Below are 16211 nucleotides of genomic sequence, written 5' to 3'. Positions count from 1 at the left end.
GCTATACGATAATAAGGAACCTTACATGACCATACAGCAGTGGCTGTTTTCATTCAAAGGGCGTATTGGACGCCGTGATTTCTGGATCTGGATGGTGACGTGGGTTGTCGCCATGCTGCTTCTGTTTTTCGTTGCTTACAATGCCTGGCTGAGCACGCAAACGGCGGCCTTCGCGCTGGTCTGCCTGCTATGGCCAACGGCCGCCGTCGTGGTGAAACGTCTGCACGATCGCGGTCGTTCCGGCGCGTGGGCATTTCTGATTATTCTGGCGTGGATGCTGGTGGCAGGAAACTGGGCAATGCTTCCGTCCATCCTGCCGTGGGTCGTGGGCAGGCTGCTGCCGTCGGTCATCTTCGTGATGATGATTGTCGATCTGGGCGCGTTTATCGGCACCCAGAGCGAAAACAAATACGGTAAAGATACCGTAGAGGTGAAGTACCGCTGATCACCAGTAGTGTTCGGCGGTCATATGGCCCGGCCGGCGGCGAAGATGTTTCGTCATCTGCCGGGTATCCTTCAGAAGCTGCTGCGTGTCCCGCACCATCTGCGGGTTGCCACACAGCATGACGTGGCTGGTTTCAGCGTTTAACGGCAATCCAACAGCCTCTTCCAGAGCACCGCTCTCAATAAGCGCCGGCACGCGACCGGTAAGCGTTCCTGCTACGGTTTCACGGCTGACCACCGTCTGAATCTTTAACTTTCCGCCGTACTGCTGTTCAAGCGCCTGCATCTGCGGCAGGTAGCTCAGGTCTGCGGCGTAGCGCGCAGCGTGAACCAGCACGATGTTTTTAAAGCGCTCCAGGTCTTTGCCGTACTGCAAAATAGAGAGATAAGGGCCGATGGCCGTACCGGTTGCCAGCATCCAGAGCGTGTCACAATCTGGGATCTCTTCGAGCACAAAGAAGCCTGCCGCTTCACTAACTATTTGCACATCGTCGCCGGGCTTAAGCGCGGCAAGGCGCGGGCTGAGTTTGCCGTCCGGAACGGTGACCAGATAGAACTCGAGGTCCGGGTTATCAGGTGCGTTAACGTAAGAGTAGGCGCGCTGCACGCGCTCGCCGTCGACGTCCAGCCCCAGCTTCGCAAATTGCCCGGCTTTAAACGGGTGGACGGGAGCATGTACGGTGAGACTAAATAGCGCATCGGTCCAGAACTGTATCTTTGTGACTTTACCTGTTACCCAGTCCGCCATGATCTTCTCCTGTGCTGTTTCTCTGTTCTATCTTCCGTACTTGTGGTGACAATTTCCAGCCCGTCAGGGCCGGAAAGCTCTATCGATCAAACGGTTTTACAGAATGTGCGTCTGCACGTCCGGGTCTTTACGGTCGAGATAGTGGATAGACTGAATGCGGCGAATAGTGCGCGATTTGCCGCGGATCAGCAGCGTTTCAGTGGTGGCCATATTGCCCTTACGGCTGATGCCGTCCAGCAGATCGCCTTTGGTGATTCCGGTCGCCGAGAAGACGACGTTATCGCTACGGGCCATCTCGTCCAGCGCGAGAACTTTATTGGCCTCAATACCCATCGCTTCGCAGCGTGCCAGCTCATTTTCCCCGATGCGGCGGTTCTCTTCGCTGTCGCCTTTCACCTCATGGCGGGGCAGCAGACGCGCCTGCATATCGCCATCCAGCGCGCGGATCACGGCTGCTGATACCACGCCTTCCGGCGCACCGCCGATGCCGTACAGCACATCCACTTCGCTGTCAGGCATGCAGGTCAAAATGGAGGCGGCAACGTCACCATCCGGAATGGCAAACACCCGCACGCCGAGCTTTTGCATCTGCGCGATGGTGGCGTCGTGGCGCGGTTTGGCCAGAATAGTCACGGTAAGTTCGCTAAGGGGTTTGCCCAGGGCTTTGGCGATATTGCGCAGGTTCTCTTCCAGCGGCAGGCTGAGGTCGATTGCGCCCTTCGCGCCAGGACCGACAATCAGCTTTTCCATATACATATCCGGCGCGTTGAGGAAGCAGCCTTTATCGCCTACCGCCAGCACCGCTAACGCATTGGCCTGACCCATCGCCGTCATTCGGGTGCCTTCGATCGGGTCGACGGCAATATCCACAGCATCGCCGTTGCCAGTACCGACTTTTTCACCGATATAGAGCATCGGTGCTTCGTCGATCTCGCCTTCGCCGATCACGATAGTGCCGTCGATGTTGACCTGGTTAAGCACAATGCGCATGGCATGGACGGCGGCGCCGTCTGCGGTATTTTTGTCACCACGACCCAGCCATTTATACCCTGCAAGGGCAGCTGCTTCGGTGACGCGGGAAAACTCGATAGCAAGTTCACGTTTCATGAGGTACTCGTGCAATCAAAAGGAATTGCACGAAGTTTATCACAGAGTGGGGAGGGGCGAGGGGCCCGGTGCGGTGCGGGCCCCTCACCCTGACCCTCTCCCCAGGGGAGAGGGAATATATGATTACTCGTCGTGCTCTTCCCACGCCAGAGCGCGTTTCACCGCCTTCTTCCAGCCGCTGTAGCGGAAGTTACGCTCGGTGGTTTCGATGCCCGGGCGGAATTCGCGTTCGATCACCGCTTTTTCCTGCAGCTCGTCCAGGTTCTGCCAGAAGCCTACCGCCAGACCGGCAAGGTACGCCGCGCCCAGCGCCGTCACTTCACGCACTTCCGGGCGCTCAACGCGGGTGCCCAGAATGTCGGACTGGAACTGCATCAGAAAGTTGTTCGCGACCGCACCGCCGTCCACGCGCAGGGCGTGCAGACGAATGCCAGAGTCAGCCTGCATCGCTTCCAGCACGTCGCGCGTCTGATAGGCGATAGATTCCAGAGTGGCGCGAATAATGTGGTTTGAGTTCACACCGCGCGTCAGGCCGAAAATTGCGCCGCGTGCATACGGATCCCAGTACGGTGCGCCCAGACCGGTGAACGCAGGCACCACGTACACGCCGTTGGTGTCTTTCACTTTGGTCGCGAAGTATTCGGAGTCGAATGCATCGCTGATCAGCTTCATCTCATCACGCAGCCACTGGATAGACGCACCGGCCATGAACACCGCACCTTCCAGGGCATAGTTCACTTCGCCGCGAGGGCCGCAGGCGATGGTGGTCAGCAGGCCGTTTTCTGATTTCACCGCTTTCTCGCCGGTGTTCATCAGCATAAAGCAGCCGGTGCCATAGGTATTCTTAGCCATCCCTTCTTTAACGCAAAGCTGGCCGAACAGCGCCGCCTGCTGGTCACCGGCGATACCGGCGATAGGAATACGCGTACCGCCTTTACCCCCAATGTTGGTCTGGCCGTATACCTCAGAAGACTTGCGCACTTCAGGCAGCATCGCGCGTGGGATATCCAGCGCGTCCAGCATCTTGTCATCCCACTCCAGGGTGTTGATGTTGAACAGCATGGTACGCGAGGCGTTGGTGTAGTCGGTGACGTGAACGCGTCCCTGAGTCATCTTCCAGATAAGCCAGGTGTCAACGGTACCGAACAGCAGCTCGCCGCGCTTAGCACGCTCACGTGAACCTTCCACGTGGTCGAGGATCCACTTCACTTTGGTGCCGGAGAAATACGGGTCAATCACCAGGCCTGTTGCGCTACGGATGTAATCTTCCATGCCCTCGCGCTTCAGTTTTTCGCAAATTTCTGAGGTACGTCGGCACTGCCAGACGATGGCGTTGTAAATAGGCTTACCGGTTTCGCGCTCCCAGACGACGGTGGTCTCACGCTGGTTGGTAATACCAATGGCGGCAATCTCGTCGGAACTGATATCGGCTTTCGCCAGCACTTCGACCAGCGTGGAGCTTTGTGAGGCCCAGATCTCCATCGGATCGTGTTCTACCCAGCCTGGGCGAGGATAAATTTGTTCAAATTCGCGCTGTGACACGCTGACGATGTTCGCGTCATGATCCATTACGACAGCGCGGGAGCTGGTAGTGCCCTGGTCGAGCGCAACGATATATTTTTTTTCGGTCATGGTATGTGTCCCGTAGTCAGATTACAGCGAAGCTTTTTGTTGTGCGGTAGAAGTCGTTTCCTTCTCCTCTTCCACACAGGTGTCGCACGGTAAGTGGCGACCAATTAATTTGCGATAGCCAAATGCACCCAGTGCCGCCCCTACGATTGGTCCGAACAGCGGTACCAGGAAGTAAGGAATATCTTTGCCACCGGTGAAGGCCACGTCGCCCCACCCTGCAAAGAAGGCGAAGGTTTTTGGACCCAGGTCACGCGCCGGGTTCATCGCAAACCCGGTTAATGGGCCCATGGACGCACCAATGACGGCGATCAGCAGACCAATCAGCAATGGCGCCAGCGGGCCACGCGGAATGCCGTTGCCATCATCGCCCAGCGCCATAATGACGCCCATCAGAATAGCGGTAATCACCATTTCAACTGCGAACGCCTGCACAAAATTGATATGCGGGTTTGGATAGGTTGAGAAGATACCTGCCAGATCCAGACTTTCGACGCTGCCGCGCACCATATGATGCGTCTGTTCGAAGTCGATGAAAAGATTGTAATAAAGCCCGTAAACTAACGCCGCTGCGCAAAACGCGCCGGCAAACTGAGAAATAATGAAAGGAACAACTTTGCGTCCGTCGAAGCACGCGAACAGCCAAAGTGCGATAGTTACCGCCGGGTTAAGATGTGCACCGGAAACCCCTGCAGTCAGGTAGATGGCCATCGCCACGCCCAGACCCCAGATGATACTGATTTCCCACTGACCAAAACTGGCACCCGCCACTTTCAGTGCAGCGACACAGCCCACTCCGAAGAATATCAGCAACCCGGTACCAAGGAACTCGGCAATGCACTGGCCTTTTAAGGTTGATGTCTGACTCATAATCGGAATCCTGAAGAGATTGATGTTTATTGTTAGCATGGCCGCCCGTGACAGCCACGATGTCCTGTAGACATAGTGTTAATTTATCGTTAACGAGCAAAAACGAGAAATATCGAAATCAAAATGTGTGGTCTGCGTCAATAAAATGAGCGTTTTCGCGCCATAAAGCGCATTTTTGCATCAGCGCCGGAATGTGAGCTGAATCATTTCATTAACGAATGAGTTAACAATTTAGGGGTATATGACGCGAACGCACCAGGACCAGACCTAAAAGTGTTGCAAACCGCGATCTGCGCGGTGTGTCGCTGGACACAGAGCGCCGCGCTCCATACAATCGACGGTATATGTCGTGCGCGTTTATGTTAAAGCGTCGCCTTGCAATTCAGGAGAGGTAGCATCATGTCTTTAGAAGTGTTTGAGAAACTGGAATCGAAAGTACAGCAGGCGATTGACACCATCACCCTGCTGCAGATGGAAATTGAAGAGCTGAAAGAGAAGAACAACAGCCTGGCGCAGGAAGTTCAGAACGCTCAGCACGGCCGCGAAGAACTGGAGCGCGAAAACAACCAGCTGCGCGAACAGCAGAACGGCTGGCAGGATCGCCTGCAGGCGCTGCTGGGACGTATGGAAGAGGTCTGATTCCCTCAGGGATTACTGACCAGGCCGGGTAAGGCGAAGCCGTCACCCGGCTTTTTTATGGTTATTACTCACGGATTTCAATCATAAAAAAGGCCGCCCAAGGCGGCCTTAACGCTACTTGTCCTGCGCTGTCATAGCATAAGCAACAAACCCACTCGGTTCATCACTCTTTACCACGAGTACGCTGGCGACAATGAACGCGATACATAAATAGCGTTTCATTATGCGGTCCCTGCAGCTAACCGCTCCACCGTTCACCACCGGTGATAAGTCGGTGGACACAAGCCCGGTTAAAGGTTGCTTTACGGTTGTGAATACACCTTTCCCTGGACCGATGCCCATGTGCGAGATGGCGGAAAGGGACGATGCATCATAATGAGCAACAGTAGCGTAGTTAAGGCCTTCAGAGGAAATTAGGAATTTATAAAGGGTCGACGGGGGTTACCAGAGGGATGAACCAGGGTAAGATAAAAATCCTGGTTAAAGGTTGCAAGATAACCCAACGGACCGCGAATCCCGAGGGACAAAAAAACCGCCACATTGCTGTTGGCGGTTTTTTTATGGTTCACGCTGACTGTTCTACTACTCGATATCCAGCGGATCTTCGGAAAGAATAATCCCGGTGTTATCAGCATAAAGATGGTCGCCGGAGAAGAAGGTCACGCCGCCGAAGTTAACGCGCACGTCGCTTTCGCCGATGCCGTCACCCGCCGCCCCTACCGGTATGGCCGCGATGGCCTGAATCCCGATATCCAGTTCCTCCAGATCGTCCACCTGGCGCACGGAACCGTATACCACAAGGCCTTCCCACTCATTCTGAACGGCAATGCCGGCCAGTTCTGCATCAATTAATGCACGGCGCACGGAACCGCCGCCGTCGACCACCAGAACGCGGCCGCGGCCGTTCTGTTCGAGCAGATCGTACAGCAACCCGTTGTCCTCGAAACATTTCACCGTGACGATTTGACCGCCAAACGACGACCGTCCACCAAAGTTGGAGAACAGCGGTTCAACGACGTTGACATCTTCCTGGTAGATGTCACAGAGCTCGGAGGTATCGTATTTCATAGGTTTAACGCTCGGTTGCTGCGAATGTGTTCAGTATATCGTGCGAAATGCGTTGTTGGCAAAATCATCAATTGTTAATTGATATTTGTCAGCTAACTGAGCGTCTGGCTTAAAACAATCCCGATGACGAACAATAGGTTAGTCAGCAGGGCGCCTTTTACCGTTCGCTCCAGCATCGGCGGCATGGCTGTCGGGCTGAGTTCACGCATCACAAAGCGGGCCTGTTTCACCAGCAGCGGTGCGGCAAGCACAAACAGCCACCCCCACAAACTCTGCAGGGAAATCAGGTTAAACAGCGCCAGGCAAACCAGCGCGCCAATGAGCAGGCAGGCATGGTAGCGACGCGCATTCACCGGACCCAGACGAACCGCCAGGGTGTTTTTGCCGTTCTCACGATCGCTGTCTATGTCGCGCAGGTTGTTGATGTTGAGCACCGCTGTCGCCAGCAGACCGCAGGCGGTTGCGGGCAGGAACAGGGCAGGGATCACTGTATGCGCCTGTAAGTACCAGCTGCCCATCACGCTCAGCCAGCCGAAGAACACCAGTACGGAAATATCCCCGAGTCCAATATAACCGTAGGGGCGCGTACCGACGGTGTAAGTGATGGCCGCGATAATGGCCAATAAACCCAACACCAGGAAGCCAATAAAATCGCTGGTGGTCTTAGACGCAACCGTCACCAGCGCCAGGCCGGACACGCAGATCAGCACCACGGTGATAATCAGCGCGCGTTTCATCTGCGCCTGGGTAATTACGCCTTTCTGCATCCCGCGCAGAGGCCCTATGCGATCGGGCTTGTCGCTGCCTTTCACCGCGTCGCCGTAGTCGTTGGCGAGATTGGAGAGGATTTGCAGCAGACCTGCGGTAATTAATGCCAGCGCGGCAACCAGCGGATCGAAATAACCCTGCCACCAGGCAAGCGCCGTACCGACGATAATCGCGGCAAAGGCCAGAGGAAGGGTTTTAGGGCGCAGACTTTCGAGCCACGCCTGAGTACGGCTGATGTCAGTCATAAGTATTTAGCCAATAAAAATGGGGGCATTAGCCCCCATTAAACGTGATGAGAATCCAGTAACCGCGATTATAGGATAAAACGGCTCAGATCTTCATCTGCCACTAACGCATCCAGATGTTTACTCACATATTCTGCGTCAATGGTAACGGTTTGACCGTTCAGGTCGCTCGCATCATAAGAGATATCTTCCACCAGGCGTTCCAGCACGGTGTGCAGACGACGCGCACCGATGTTCTCGGTGGTTTCGTTCACCTGCCATGCGGCCTGGGCGATACGCTTGATGCCGTCTTCGGTGAACTCAAGGTTCACGCCTTCGGTCGCCATCAGCGCTTTGTACTGAACGGTAGCAGAGGCGTTAGGCTCGGTCAGGATACGTTCGAAATCTTCGGTGGTCAGCGCCTGCAGCTCCACGCGGATTGGCAGACGCCCCTGCAGCTCAGGGATCAGATCCGACGGGCTGGCAACCTGGAACGCGCCTGAAGCAATAAACAGGATGTGGTCCGTTTTCACCATGCCGTGCTTGGTGGAGACGGTGCAGCCTTCGACCAGCGGCAGCAGGTCGCGCTGAACGCCTTCACGGGAAACATCCGGGCCGGAGCTGTTGCCGCCGCGCTTACAAATTTTGTCGATTTCGTCGATAAACACGATACCGTGCTGCTCAACCGCGTCGATAGCGTCCTGCTTCAGCTCTTCCGGGTTCACCAGCTTCGCCGCTTCTTCTTCAATCAGCAGCTTCATCGCGTCTTTGATTTTCAGCTTACGCGCTTTCTGCTTCTGGCCGCCCAGGTTCTGGAACATGGACTGCAGCTGGCTGGTCATCTCTTCCATTCCCGGAGGCGCCATGATTTCCACACCCATTGGCGCGGCAGCGAGATCGATCTCAATCTCTTTATCATCCAGCTGGCCTTCACGCAGCTTTTTGCGGAACGCCTGACGTGCAGCAGACGGTTCCGCCTGCTGCTCAGCCTGGCCCCAGTTGTTTTTTGCCGGTGGGATCAGCACGTCGAGAATGCGCTCTTCGGCCATCTCTTCCGCGCGATAGCGGTTTTTCTCAATCGCCTGGACGCGCACCATTTTGATCGCCGAGTCGGTCAGATCGCGGATGATGGAGTCCACTTCTTTACCCACATAGCCCACTTCGGTGAACTTGGTGGCTTCAACTTTGATGAACGGTGCGTTAGCCAGCTTGGCCAGACGACGGGCAATTTCGGTTTTACCGACGCCGGTCGGGCCGATCATCAGAATGTTTTTCGGCGTGACTTCGTGGCGCAGCTCTTCGTCAAGCTGCATACGGCGCCAGCGGTTACGCAGAGCGATAGCCACGGAACGCTTCGCGTTATCCTGGCCGATAATGTGTTTGTTCAGTTCGCTGACAATTTCGCGTGGGGTCATTTCAGACATGGGAGATCCTTACGCTTTGGAGGTCAATTCTTCGATGGTGTGGTTGTGGTTGGTATAGATGCAGATATCACCTGCAATATCCAACGCCTTCACCGCGATATCACGCGCGTTCATGTCGGTGTTTTCCAACAGCGCGCGGGCTGCAGCCTGGGCATAAGGGCCGCCAGAGCCGATGGCAATCAGGTCATTTTCCGGCTGAATCACGTCACCGTTGCCGGTGATGATCAGCGATGCTGTTTCATCGGCTACCGCCAGCAGCGCTTCGAGCTTGCGCAGCATGCGGTCGGTACGCCAGTCTTTTGCCAGCTCAACGGCGGCTTTCACCAGATGACCCTGGTGCATTTCCAGTTTGCGTTCAAACAGTTCAAACAGCGTGAAGGCATCAGCCGTGCCGCCTGCAAAACCGGCGATCACTTTGTCGTTGTAGAGACGACGCACTTTCTTCACGTTGCCTTTCATGACGGTATTACCCAGCGTGGCCTGGCCATCACCGGCGATTACCACATGGCCGTTACGGCGTACACTTACTATTGTTGTCACGAGCAGACCCCCTGGTTACAGAATCGGGAAACAGAAGCCCTGAGCCTGTGCTCAGGGCTGAATTAAATGATAGATGGGGGGGAATTTGGGGGTTTCAACCCCCGGAGGCGAGTCGAATACAGTTTGTGTGACCGGCAATTTTCAAACGAGAAATGGTGCCATCGGCATTTTCTTTGCCTTTGACAGGACCAATCACCACGCGATTCCAGCCGTTATTGGTGGTAATACGCGAATCAAACCCTTCAAAGGCCAGCTGTGCACGCACCGTTTCCGCCTGCTCGGCGCCTTTGAACGAACCGCACTGCACCATCCAGCGGCGTTCGTCTTTTTTCTCTGCCGTCTGCTTCGGCGCCTCGGTCTCTTTAGTGACCGGCGCGGCCTGCTGTGTTTTCGGCTGTTGCGCGGCGGTATGCGCTGGCGTCTGCAGCAGATCCTGATACGGCTGAGCCGCTTGTTTTTGCGGCTGCGCTTTTGGCTGCTGCTGAACAGGCTGGGACTGCGCCGTTCGCGTCTGCTGCTGGTATGGCTGTTCCGTTACCCGCGGCTGTGCTTTTGGCTGCTGCACCGGCTGGGTTTGCGCCCACTGTTGTTGCTGTTGCTTCTGTTGCTGCTGAATTTGCTGTTGCGCCTGACGTCGCTGCAGCGTTTGCTGGCGCTGTTCAGGCGTCTGCTCATTCCACGGCACTTCGTTCAGCTGCGTAGGCTGCTGGCGCATATCGGCCTGCATTTGTGCCAGCAGCTGACGCTGTTCATCCGTCAGCTGATTTGCATTCTGCACTTCACCACCCGCAGAAGGTTCGGTTGGCGCACGTACACCAGGCTGACGGCTTTCCAGCTCTTTGATATAGCGCCAGCGCTCTTCAGGCTTCGGAGGTAGGCCATTTCCGGCCACTTTGCTGGCCTGAAGCGCCTCAGACTCTTCTTTTTTATGGTGCGTGATAAAGTACAGGCCACCAATAAAGGCGACGACTACAGCCGCAGCAATAGCGACCATTGCTGGCGAGACAGCAGGCAGGTTACGTTGCTTTTTCCTTGAGCTACTCTTTTTGCGTCGCGAAGGTGCCGGCTGGCCGCGACGTACATAATCTCGTTGTGCCACTATCGTTTCGCTGTATTTATTCGTTCGTCAGTCCGCCATGTTACTTAAGCGGCGGGGCTTTGACCAGATAAGGGTGTCCTAAAGACGTTTACTTTAAGTCAATGCCTGGGTAGAGCCGCGGACAATCAGTTCGCAGTCCAGCAACCGCGAACCGCTGCTAACTGTTTGACCGTGAAGCTGATCCAGCAAAAGCAGCATCGCTTCACGACCGATTTGATAGCGCGGCTGAGAGACCGTTGAGAGCGGCGGATCGCAAAATTCTGAAAGCGAAATATTATCGAATCCGATGATCGATAAATCTTTCGGGATCCGCAGGCCGCGGCGTTTGGCATACGATAATGCGCCCAGCGCCATCACGTCGCTGTGACAAAATACGGCGGTTGGCGGTTCAGGTAGGTCCAGAAGCTTTTCCAGCGCCTGTCCACCGGCTGCGAAAGTAAAGTCTCCGCGCGCAATGTAGTGCGGATCGACGGTAGCGCCGGTACGGCGCAGCGCCTGAACGTATCCCTGCAGGCGGTAGTGACACAGCGGCATCTCTTCCGGCCCGGCAATGCAGCCTATACGCTTGTGCCCCAGCTCCTGGAGATAGTTTACAGCGTTGAACGCGGCGGTGAGGTTATCAATATGGACGGTCGGCAGTTCCAGCTCTGGCGCGAACTCGTTGGCCATTACCATAGGCGGTAGATTGCGCTGCTCTTCAATGCTGGCATCAAACGGCAGGCGCGAGCCAAGCAGCAGCATGCCGTCAATCTGCTTGGTGATAATGAGGTCGATAAAGGTTTTTTCCTGCTGGTTCTGATGGGCACAATCGCCAATCAGCACCAGATAGCCTTGCTCTGCGGCCGTCACTTCAATACCGCGGATAATCTCGCTGAAGAAGGGATCGCAGATGTCCGGCACAATCACCAGGATAGTGCGCGATTCATTGCGCTTCACGTTACGCCCCATCGCCTGCGGGAAGTAACCCACTTCCAGCGCTGCCTGCTCAACCTTGTTACGGGTCGCCTGGGAGACTTTGTCCGGGTTCATTAATGCGCGGGACACGGTTGCCGTTGAGACTTGTGCTTTCTCGGCAACGTCTTTCATGGTCGCTGTGGCAACCTCTTTCCTGGACTTCAACGTCTTCTCCTCGCCTGAACACCGAACTTCTGCCATCACCATTTTTACAGATAGTTAATGGAATCGGTTACAGAATTTTCATAAAAAGTGTGAGGAGCGTTAAATTTTTCGATCCGTCTTCAACCTTCGATGGGATCGACGTCCAGCACCCACTTCACTTTTCGCGCTTCGGGCAGGGTGTTAATCAGTACGAGCGCGCCGCTGACGATGTGCTGAAGACGAACCCGCGAGGGGTGCTGGAGCAAAATTTGCCAGCGAAAGCGCCCGCCGCGTTTTGGTGCCAGCGCCGGCACCGGGCCCAAAATCCACAGCTGGTTATCCACCAGCGGGCTGGCCTGCAGGAGATTTCTCAGCTGCTGCAGGAAAAGCGGCGCCTGCTGGTTGTTATGATCTTCCGCGCGGATGATAACGTGGCTGGTCCAGGGGGGAAGCTGCATGGTCTGGCGTTCGGCCAGCGCCTGCTCGGCAAAGGCGTCATAGCCTTTATGCAGCAGGGTTTGCAGCAGGGGGTGTTCCGGGTGGTGCGTTTGCAGCACCACTTCGCCCTGTTTGCCGGCGCGTCCCGCACGCCCCGCCACCTGGGTATAAAGCTGGGCGAAGCGTTCGGCTGAGCGAAAATCCGCAGAGAACAGCGCGCCATCCACGTCCAGCAGGGCGACCAGCGTCACGTCCGGGAAGTGGTGTCCTTTGGCCAGCATCTGAGTGCCAATCAAAATACGCGACCCGCCGCGATGCACTTCCGCCAGCTGTTGTTCCAGCGCCCCTTTGCGGCTGGTGGTGTCCCGGTCGATTCGGGACAGGGGCACGTCCGGGAAGAAGGGCGCAAGGGCCTGTTCCAGCTGCTCCGTTCCCAGACCGACCGGCACGATATGCGTTGAGCCACACGACGGACACTGGCGCGGCACCGGGCGCTGGCTGTCGCAGTGGTGGCAGCGCAGATGACGCTGGGCCTGGTGGAAGGTGTAGTAATGGTCGCAGCGCGGGCACTCGGCAATCCAGCCGCAGTCGTGGCACAGCAGGGCGGGCGCAAATCCGCGGCGGTTAAGGAACAGGATGACCTGGTTCCCCGCCTGCAAATGCTGGCGCATGCGGGTAATAAGCGCGGGCGCTAACCCCGCCTGAACCTGCTGACCTTTCAGATCCAGCACGTGCTGAATGGCCGGACGGGCATTCCCCGCCCGACGCGTCAGGCGCAGCATATGGTATTTACGCTGGCGCACGTTGTGCAGCGTTTCGAGCGCTGGCGTGGCAGAGCCGAGAATAATAGGAATTTGCTCGCTGTGGGCGCGATAAACAGCCAGATCGCGGGCGTGATAGCGCCAGCCTTCCTGCTGTTTATAGGAGCTGTCGTGCTCTTCGTCGATCACGATAACCCCAAGATTTTTAAACGGCGTAAACAGCGACGAGCGGGTGCCGATCACAATCGCCGCTTCGCCGTTCTTCGCTTTCAGCCAGGCGCTGAGACGTTCGCTGTCGTTCAGGCCGGAGTGCAGCACCTCAACGGGCGCATTAAAGCGTTCGCGAAAGCGGGCGATGGTTTGCGGCGTCAGGCCAATTTCCGGCACCATTACCAGCGCCTGTTTGCCCTGTGCGAGCACGTTTTCCAGCACGCTCAGGTAGACTTCGGTCTTGCCGGAACCGGTGACCCCCGCCAGCAGCCAGGCAGAGAAATGATCGGAGGCGCTATGAATCGCGCCGACGGCGGTGGCCTGCTCGGTATTCAGACGCAGGCGATCCCCTGAAACGGAGAAACTCTCCCGCCAGTCGTAAAGGGCAGGTGCTTCGCTTGCCAGTTCGCTTAGCCCTTTCTTTCTTAAGGCCTGGAGCGCCGTTTCGCTGACCTCGAGCTCATCAACCTGATGGCGCCAGATTTTCCCCTGACGCAGCGCCGCCAGCGCCTGCTGCTGTTTCTGCGAGCGCTTCAGGCTGTTGATGTCGACCGCCTGACCCTGCTCGGTAGCAAACCAGTACCACATCGGCGCATGGCTGGCGCTCTTGCCCTGGCGCAGCATGATCGGCAGGGCGTGGAACAGGACGTCGCCAATCGGGTGATGATAATAATCCGCCGCCCACAGCAGCAGTCGCCAGGTGCTGGTGGAGTAAACCGGCTCGCTGTCCAGCACCTCAACGACCGACTTCAGTTCGTTAAGCGGCAGTTCGCTCTTATCGCTGACGGAGACAACAATCCCCACGCGCTGCTGTTTGCCAAACGGCACGGTCACGCGACAGCCCGCTTTGGCGCTCATGCTGTCGGGCAGCAGATAGTCAAAGGTGCGGGGAAGCGGAACGGGCAGGGCAACGTGAGCGACGGGCATCGAATCTTCCTGACTTGAAAAGTGGCGCGTTAGTATACACATTAGTGAAAGCGGCGTGCGGATCAGTTTGCATACGTTGGTCAAATTCTGTATGATTCGCCGCCTTTGGTGTACTTTACGCCAAAGAACTTACAATCAACATCGCGTGGTGTCTGGCGTTAGGGCTGGAAGAGCGACGCGGCCTTAACTGAGGTTCTCCCATGAAAAAAGATATTCACCCGAAATACGAAATGATTACTGCAAACTGTTCTTGCGGTAACTCTATCCAGATCCGCTCTACCGTGGGTCACGATCTGAACCTGGACGTGTGCGGCAAATGCCACCCGTTCTACACTGGTAAGCAGCGTGATGTTGCAACCGGTGGCCGTGTTGACCGCTTCAACAAGCGTTTCAGCATCCCGGGCGCTAAATAAGTTTCCCGAAAAAAAGGCACCGCAAGGTGCCTTTTTTGTATCCGCTTATCAGTATTCCCACGTATCCGGGTCAATACCCAGTTCACGCATGATCACCTTCGCCTCTTCCGGGATTTCGTCACTACGCTCTTTGCGCAGATCGTCATCGTTTGGCAACGGTTGACCGGTAAACGCATGCAGAAACGCTTCGCACAGCAGTTCGCTGTTGGTTGCGTGGCGCAGGTTGTTCACCTGACGACGCGTACGTTCATCGGTGAGGATCTTCAACACCTTCAGAGGAATGGAAACCGTAATTTTCTTTACTTGCTCACTCTTCTTACCGTGCTCAGCGTATGGGCTGATATATTCGCCGCTCCATTCAGCCATGAGATACCTTTAATCCTCTCAGTCATTTATCTAAAGGTGCAAAACCTGTAACCACCCGTTTTGAACCGCAATCTTGCCTAGTTTACCGTAGAGACGATACCGTGGCACGGATATTGCCGCTGCAGCGTGCACTAAAGCATATAATTTTAACGGCTATTTGCGCATTGCTCAATCTATACGCAAAGAAGTTTAGATGTCCAGATGTATTGACGTCCATACTTTCAATGTTTACTCTGGTGCCTGACTTTTCACCTCATTCGCCAGGAAGCCCTCACCATGACGCGTAAACAGGCCACTATTGCAGTGCGTAGCGGATTAAATGATGACGAGCAGTACGGCTGCGTTGTCCCGCCGATTCATCTTTCCAGTACCTATAATTTCACCGGATTTAATGAACCCCGCGCGCATGATTACTCGCGTCGTGGCAACCCTACGCGTGACGTGACCCAGCGCGCGCTGGCGGAGCTGGAAGGTGGCGCAGGTGCAGTATTAACCAATACGGGAATGTCCGCCATTCACCTGGTGACTACGGTGTTCCTGAAGCCGGGTGACCTGCTGGTTGCACCGCACGATTGCTACGGCGGCAGCTACCGTCTGTTTGACAGCCTGGCGAAACGCGGTTGCTATCGCGTGCTGTTTGTCGATCAAAACGACGAACAGGCGCTGAAACAGGCGCTGGCAGAGAAGCCGAAGCTGGTGCTGGTGGAAAGTCCAAGCAATCCATTGTTGCGCGTTGTCGATATTGCGAAAATTTGTCAGCTCGCAAGGGATGCGGGAGCGATAAGTGTAGTGGATAATACGTTCCTCAGTCCGGCCCTTCAGAACCCACTCGCACTGGGTGCCGATCTGGTATTGCATTCATGCACAAAATATCTGAACGGCCATTCTGACGTGGTCGCGGGCGTGGTGATTGCCAAAGATCCTGAAGTTGTCACCGAACTGGCATGGTGGGCGAATAACATTGGCGTCACCGCCGGGGCCTTCGACAGCTATCTGCTGTTACGAGGCATTCGCACGCTGTCGCCGCGCATGGACGTGGCGCAGCGCAATGCCCAGGCGATTGTCGATTTCCTGAAAAAGCAGCCGCTGGTGAAGAAGCTCTATCACCCGTCGCTGCCTGAAAATCAGGGGCACGAAATTGCCGCGCGCCAGCAGAAGGGATTTGGCGCGATGTTAAGTTTTGAACTGGACGGTGACGAGCAAACGCTGCGTCGCTTCCTGAGCGGGCTGTCATTGTTTACGCTGGCGGAATCCTTAGGTGGGGTTGAAAGCTTGATCTCCCACGCCGCGACCATGACGCACGCAGGTATGGCACCCGAAGCACGTGCCGCCGCCGGTATTTCTGAGACGCTGCTGCGAATCTCAACCGGTATTGAAGATTCTGAAGATTTAATTGCCGATCTGGAAAATGGCTTCCGGGTCGCAGCCAAGGGGTAAT

The 16211-nt window shown here is 55.9% G+C and carries 16 protein-coding genes; 4 read left to right on the top strand and 12 right to left on the bottom strand.

The features are described from left to right. The first annotated feature begins 25 nt into the window (after window positions 1-25). On the top strand, window positions 26-445 hold the full coding sequence (locus ABR39_RS01670; protein WP_023293600.1) for a DUF805 domain-containing protein: 420 nt from the start codon (window positions 26-28) through the stop codon (window positions 443-445). Here the strand turns inward: ABR39_RS01670 and fpr are convergent, their stop codons facing one another. The 4 genes from fpr to ABR39_RS01650 all read right to left on the bottom strand — a co-directional run bounded on the left by fpr (window position 446) and on the right by ABR39_RS01650 (window position 4798). Further along, window positions 446-1192, bottom strand: coding sequence for a ferredoxin--NADP(+) reductase (gene fpr / locus ABR39_RS01665; protein ID WP_047345511.1), 747 nt, complete (start codon window positions 1190-1192; stop codon window positions 446-448). Between the two features lie 96 nt (window positions 1193-1288). After that, complete coding sequence (gene glpX, locus ABR39_RS01660) at window positions 1289-2299, bottom strand: class II fructose-bisphosphatase (RefSeq protein WP_047345510.1); 1011 nt, start codon at window positions 2297-2299, stop codon at window positions 1289-1291. Window positions 2300-2422: 123 nt separating this feature from the next. Then, window positions 2423-3931 (bottom strand): glycerol kinase GlpK, encoded by a 1509-nt coding sequence (gene glpK, locus ABR39_RS01655; RefSeq protein WP_047345509.1) that lies wholly within the window; start codon window positions 3929-3931, stop codon window positions 2423-2425. Window positions 3932-3952: 21 nt separating this feature from the next. Further along, a complete protein-coding gene (locus ABR39_RS01650) occupies window positions 3953-4798 on the bottom strand; it encodes an MIP/aquaporin family protein (protein WP_010436934.1) in 846 nt (281 codons plus the stop codon). A gap of 399 nt (window positions 4799-5197) precedes the next feature. Between ABR39_RS01650 and zapB the strand changes: the two genes are divergently transcribed. After that, entirely contained in the window at window positions 5198-5437 is a 240-nt protein-coding gene (zapB, locus tag ABR39_RS01645; RefSeq protein ID WP_010436935.1) for a septal ring assembly protein ZapB, read from the top strand. Window positions 5438-6019: 582 nt separating this feature from the next. On the opposite strand, the gene rraA is transcribed toward zapB, so the two are convergent. From rraA to priA, 7 genes are all read right to left on the bottom strand, one after another. Then, window positions 6020-6505, bottom strand: a complete 486-nt coding sequence (rraA, locus tag ABR39_RS01640) for a ribonuclease E activity regulator RraA (protein WP_025758826.1) — start codon at window positions 6503-6505, stop codon at window positions 6020-6022. Window positions 6506-6597: 92 nt separating this feature from the next. After that, the gene (menA, locus tag ABR39_RS01635) at window positions 6598-7518 is read right to left on the bottom strand and encodes a 1,4-dihydroxy-2-naphthoate polyprenyltransferase (RefSeq protein WP_047345508.1); all 921 of its coding nucleotides are present in this window, start codon (window positions 7516-7518) and stop codon (window positions 6598-6600) included. Between the two features lie 68 nt (window positions 7519-7586). Beyond that, window positions 7587-8921 carry an HslU--HslV peptidase ATPase subunit gene (gene hslU, locus ABR39_RS01630; protein WP_023309685.1) on the bottom strand — a complete coding sequence of 445 codons (1335 nt, stop codon included), beginning with the start codon at window positions 8919-8921 and terminating at the stop codon, window positions 7587-7589. A 9-nt stretch (window positions 8922-8930) separates the two neighbouring features. Next, window positions 8931-9461 carry an ATP-dependent protease subunit HslV gene (gene hslV / locus ABR39_RS01625; RefSeq protein ID WP_008501802.1) on the bottom strand — a complete coding sequence of 177 codons (531 nt, stop codon included), beginning with the start codon at window positions 9459-9461 and terminating at the stop codon, window positions 8931-8933. 94 nt (window positions 9462-9555) lie between these two features. Beyond that, window positions 9556-10560, bottom strand: coding sequence for a cell division protein FtsN (ftsN, locus tag ABR39_RS01620; protein WP_047345507.1), 1005 nt, complete (start codon window positions 10558-10560; stop codon window positions 9556-9558). 93 nt (window positions 10561-10653) lie between these two features. Then, the gene (gene cytR / locus ABR39_RS01615) at window positions 10654-11679 is read right to left on the bottom strand and encodes a DNA-binding transcriptional regulator CytR (RefSeq protein ID WP_047345506.1); all 1026 of its coding nucleotides are present in this window, start codon (window positions 11677-11679) and stop codon (window positions 10654-10656) included. 119 nt (window positions 11680-11798) lie between these two features. Continuing rightward, the gene (gene priA / locus ABR39_RS01610) at window positions 11799-13994 is read right to left on the bottom strand and encodes a primosomal protein N' (RefSeq protein WP_047345505.1); all 2196 of its coding nucleotides are present in this window, start codon (window positions 13992-13994) and stop codon (window positions 11799-11801) included. 200 nt (window positions 13995-14194) lie between these two features. On the opposite strand from priA, the gene rpmE reads away from it, so the two are divergent. After that, window positions 14195-14407 carry a 50S ribosomal protein L31 gene (gene rpmE / locus ABR39_RS01605; RefSeq protein WP_003862040.1) on the top strand — a complete coding sequence of 71 codons (213 nt, stop codon included), beginning with the start codon at window positions 14195-14197 and terminating at the stop codon, window positions 14405-14407. A gap of 48 nt (window positions 14408-14455) precedes the next feature. Here the strand turns inward: rpmE and metJ are convergent, their stop codons facing one another. Then, on the bottom strand, window positions 14456-14773 hold the full coding sequence (gene metJ, locus ABR39_RS01600) for a met regulon transcriptional regulator MetJ (protein ID WP_006179183.1): 318 nt from the start codon (window positions 14771-14773) through the stop codon (window positions 14456-14458). A 276-nt stretch (window positions 14774-15049) separates the two neighbouring features. On the opposite strand from metJ, the gene metB reads away from it, so the two are divergent. Further along, on the top strand, window positions 15050-16210 hold the full coding sequence (gene metB, locus ABR39_RS01595; protein ID WP_047345504.1) for a cystathionine gamma-synthase: 1161 nt from the start codon (window positions 15050-15052) through the stop codon (window positions 16208-16210). Window position 16211 lies beyond the last annotated feature (1 nt).

Source organism: Enterobacter genomosp. O (genome assembly GCF_001022965.1).
Taxonomy (GTDB): Bacteria; Pseudomonadota; Gammaproteobacteria; order Enterobacterales; family Enterobacteriaceae; genus Enterobacter; species Enterobacter cloacae_L.
The sequence above is the reverse complement of the archived record's forward strand: the minus strand, read 5'-3'. Positions and strand labels throughout refer to the sequence as shown.

Excerpts from the sequence above, each read along its gene's own strand:
- menA (WP_047345508.1), bottom strand. The coding sequence starts at position 7,518 with ATGACTGACATCAGCCGTACTCAGGCGTGGCTCGAAAGTCTGCGCCCT.
- ABR39_RS01650 (WP_010436934.1), bottom strand. The coding sequence starts at position 4,798 with ATGAGTCAGACATCAACCTTAAAAGGCCAGTGCATTGCCGAGTTCCTT.
- rraA (WP_025758826.1), bottom strand. The coding sequence starts at position 6,505 with ATGAAATACGATACCTCCGAGCTCTGTGACATCTACCAGGAAGATGTC.
- metB (WP_047345504.1), top strand. The coding sequence starts at position 15,050 with ATGACGCGTAAACAGGCCACTATTGCAGTGCGTAGCGGATTAAATGAT.
- glpK (WP_047345509.1), bottom strand. The coding sequence starts at position 3,931 with ATGACCGAAAAAAAATATATCGTTGCGCTCGACCAGGGCACTACCAGC.
- glpX (WP_047345510.1), bottom strand. The coding sequence starts at position 2,299 with ATGAAACGTGAACTTGCTATCGAGTTTTCCCGCGTCACCGAAGCAGCT.
- zapB (WP_010436935.1), top strand. The coding sequence starts at position 5,198 with ATGTCTTTAGAAGTGTTTGAGAAACTGGAATCGAAAGTACAGCAGGCG.
- metJ (WP_006179183.1), bottom strand. The coding sequence starts at position 14,773 with ATGGCTGAATGGAGCGGCGAATATATCAGCCCATACGCTGAGCACGGT.
- ABR39_RS01670 (WP_023293600.1), top strand. The coding sequence starts at position 26 with ATGACCATACAGCAGTGGCTGTTTTCATTCAAAGGGCGTATTGGACGC.
- hslU (WP_023309685.1), bottom strand. The coding sequence starts at position 8,921 with ATGTCTGAAATGACCCCACGCGAAATTGTCAGCGAACTGAACAAACAC.
- rpmE (WP_003862040.1), top strand. The coding sequence starts at position 14,195 with ATGAAAAAAGATATTCACCCGAAATACGAAATGATTACTGCAAACTGT.
- priA (WP_047345505.1), bottom strand. The coding sequence starts at position 13,994 with ATGCCCGTCGCTCACGTTGCCCTGCCCGTTCCGCTTCCCCGCACCTTT.
- fpr (WP_047345511.1), bottom strand. The coding sequence starts at position 1,192 with ATGGCGGACTGGGTAACAGGTAAAGTCACAAAGATACAGTTCTGGACC.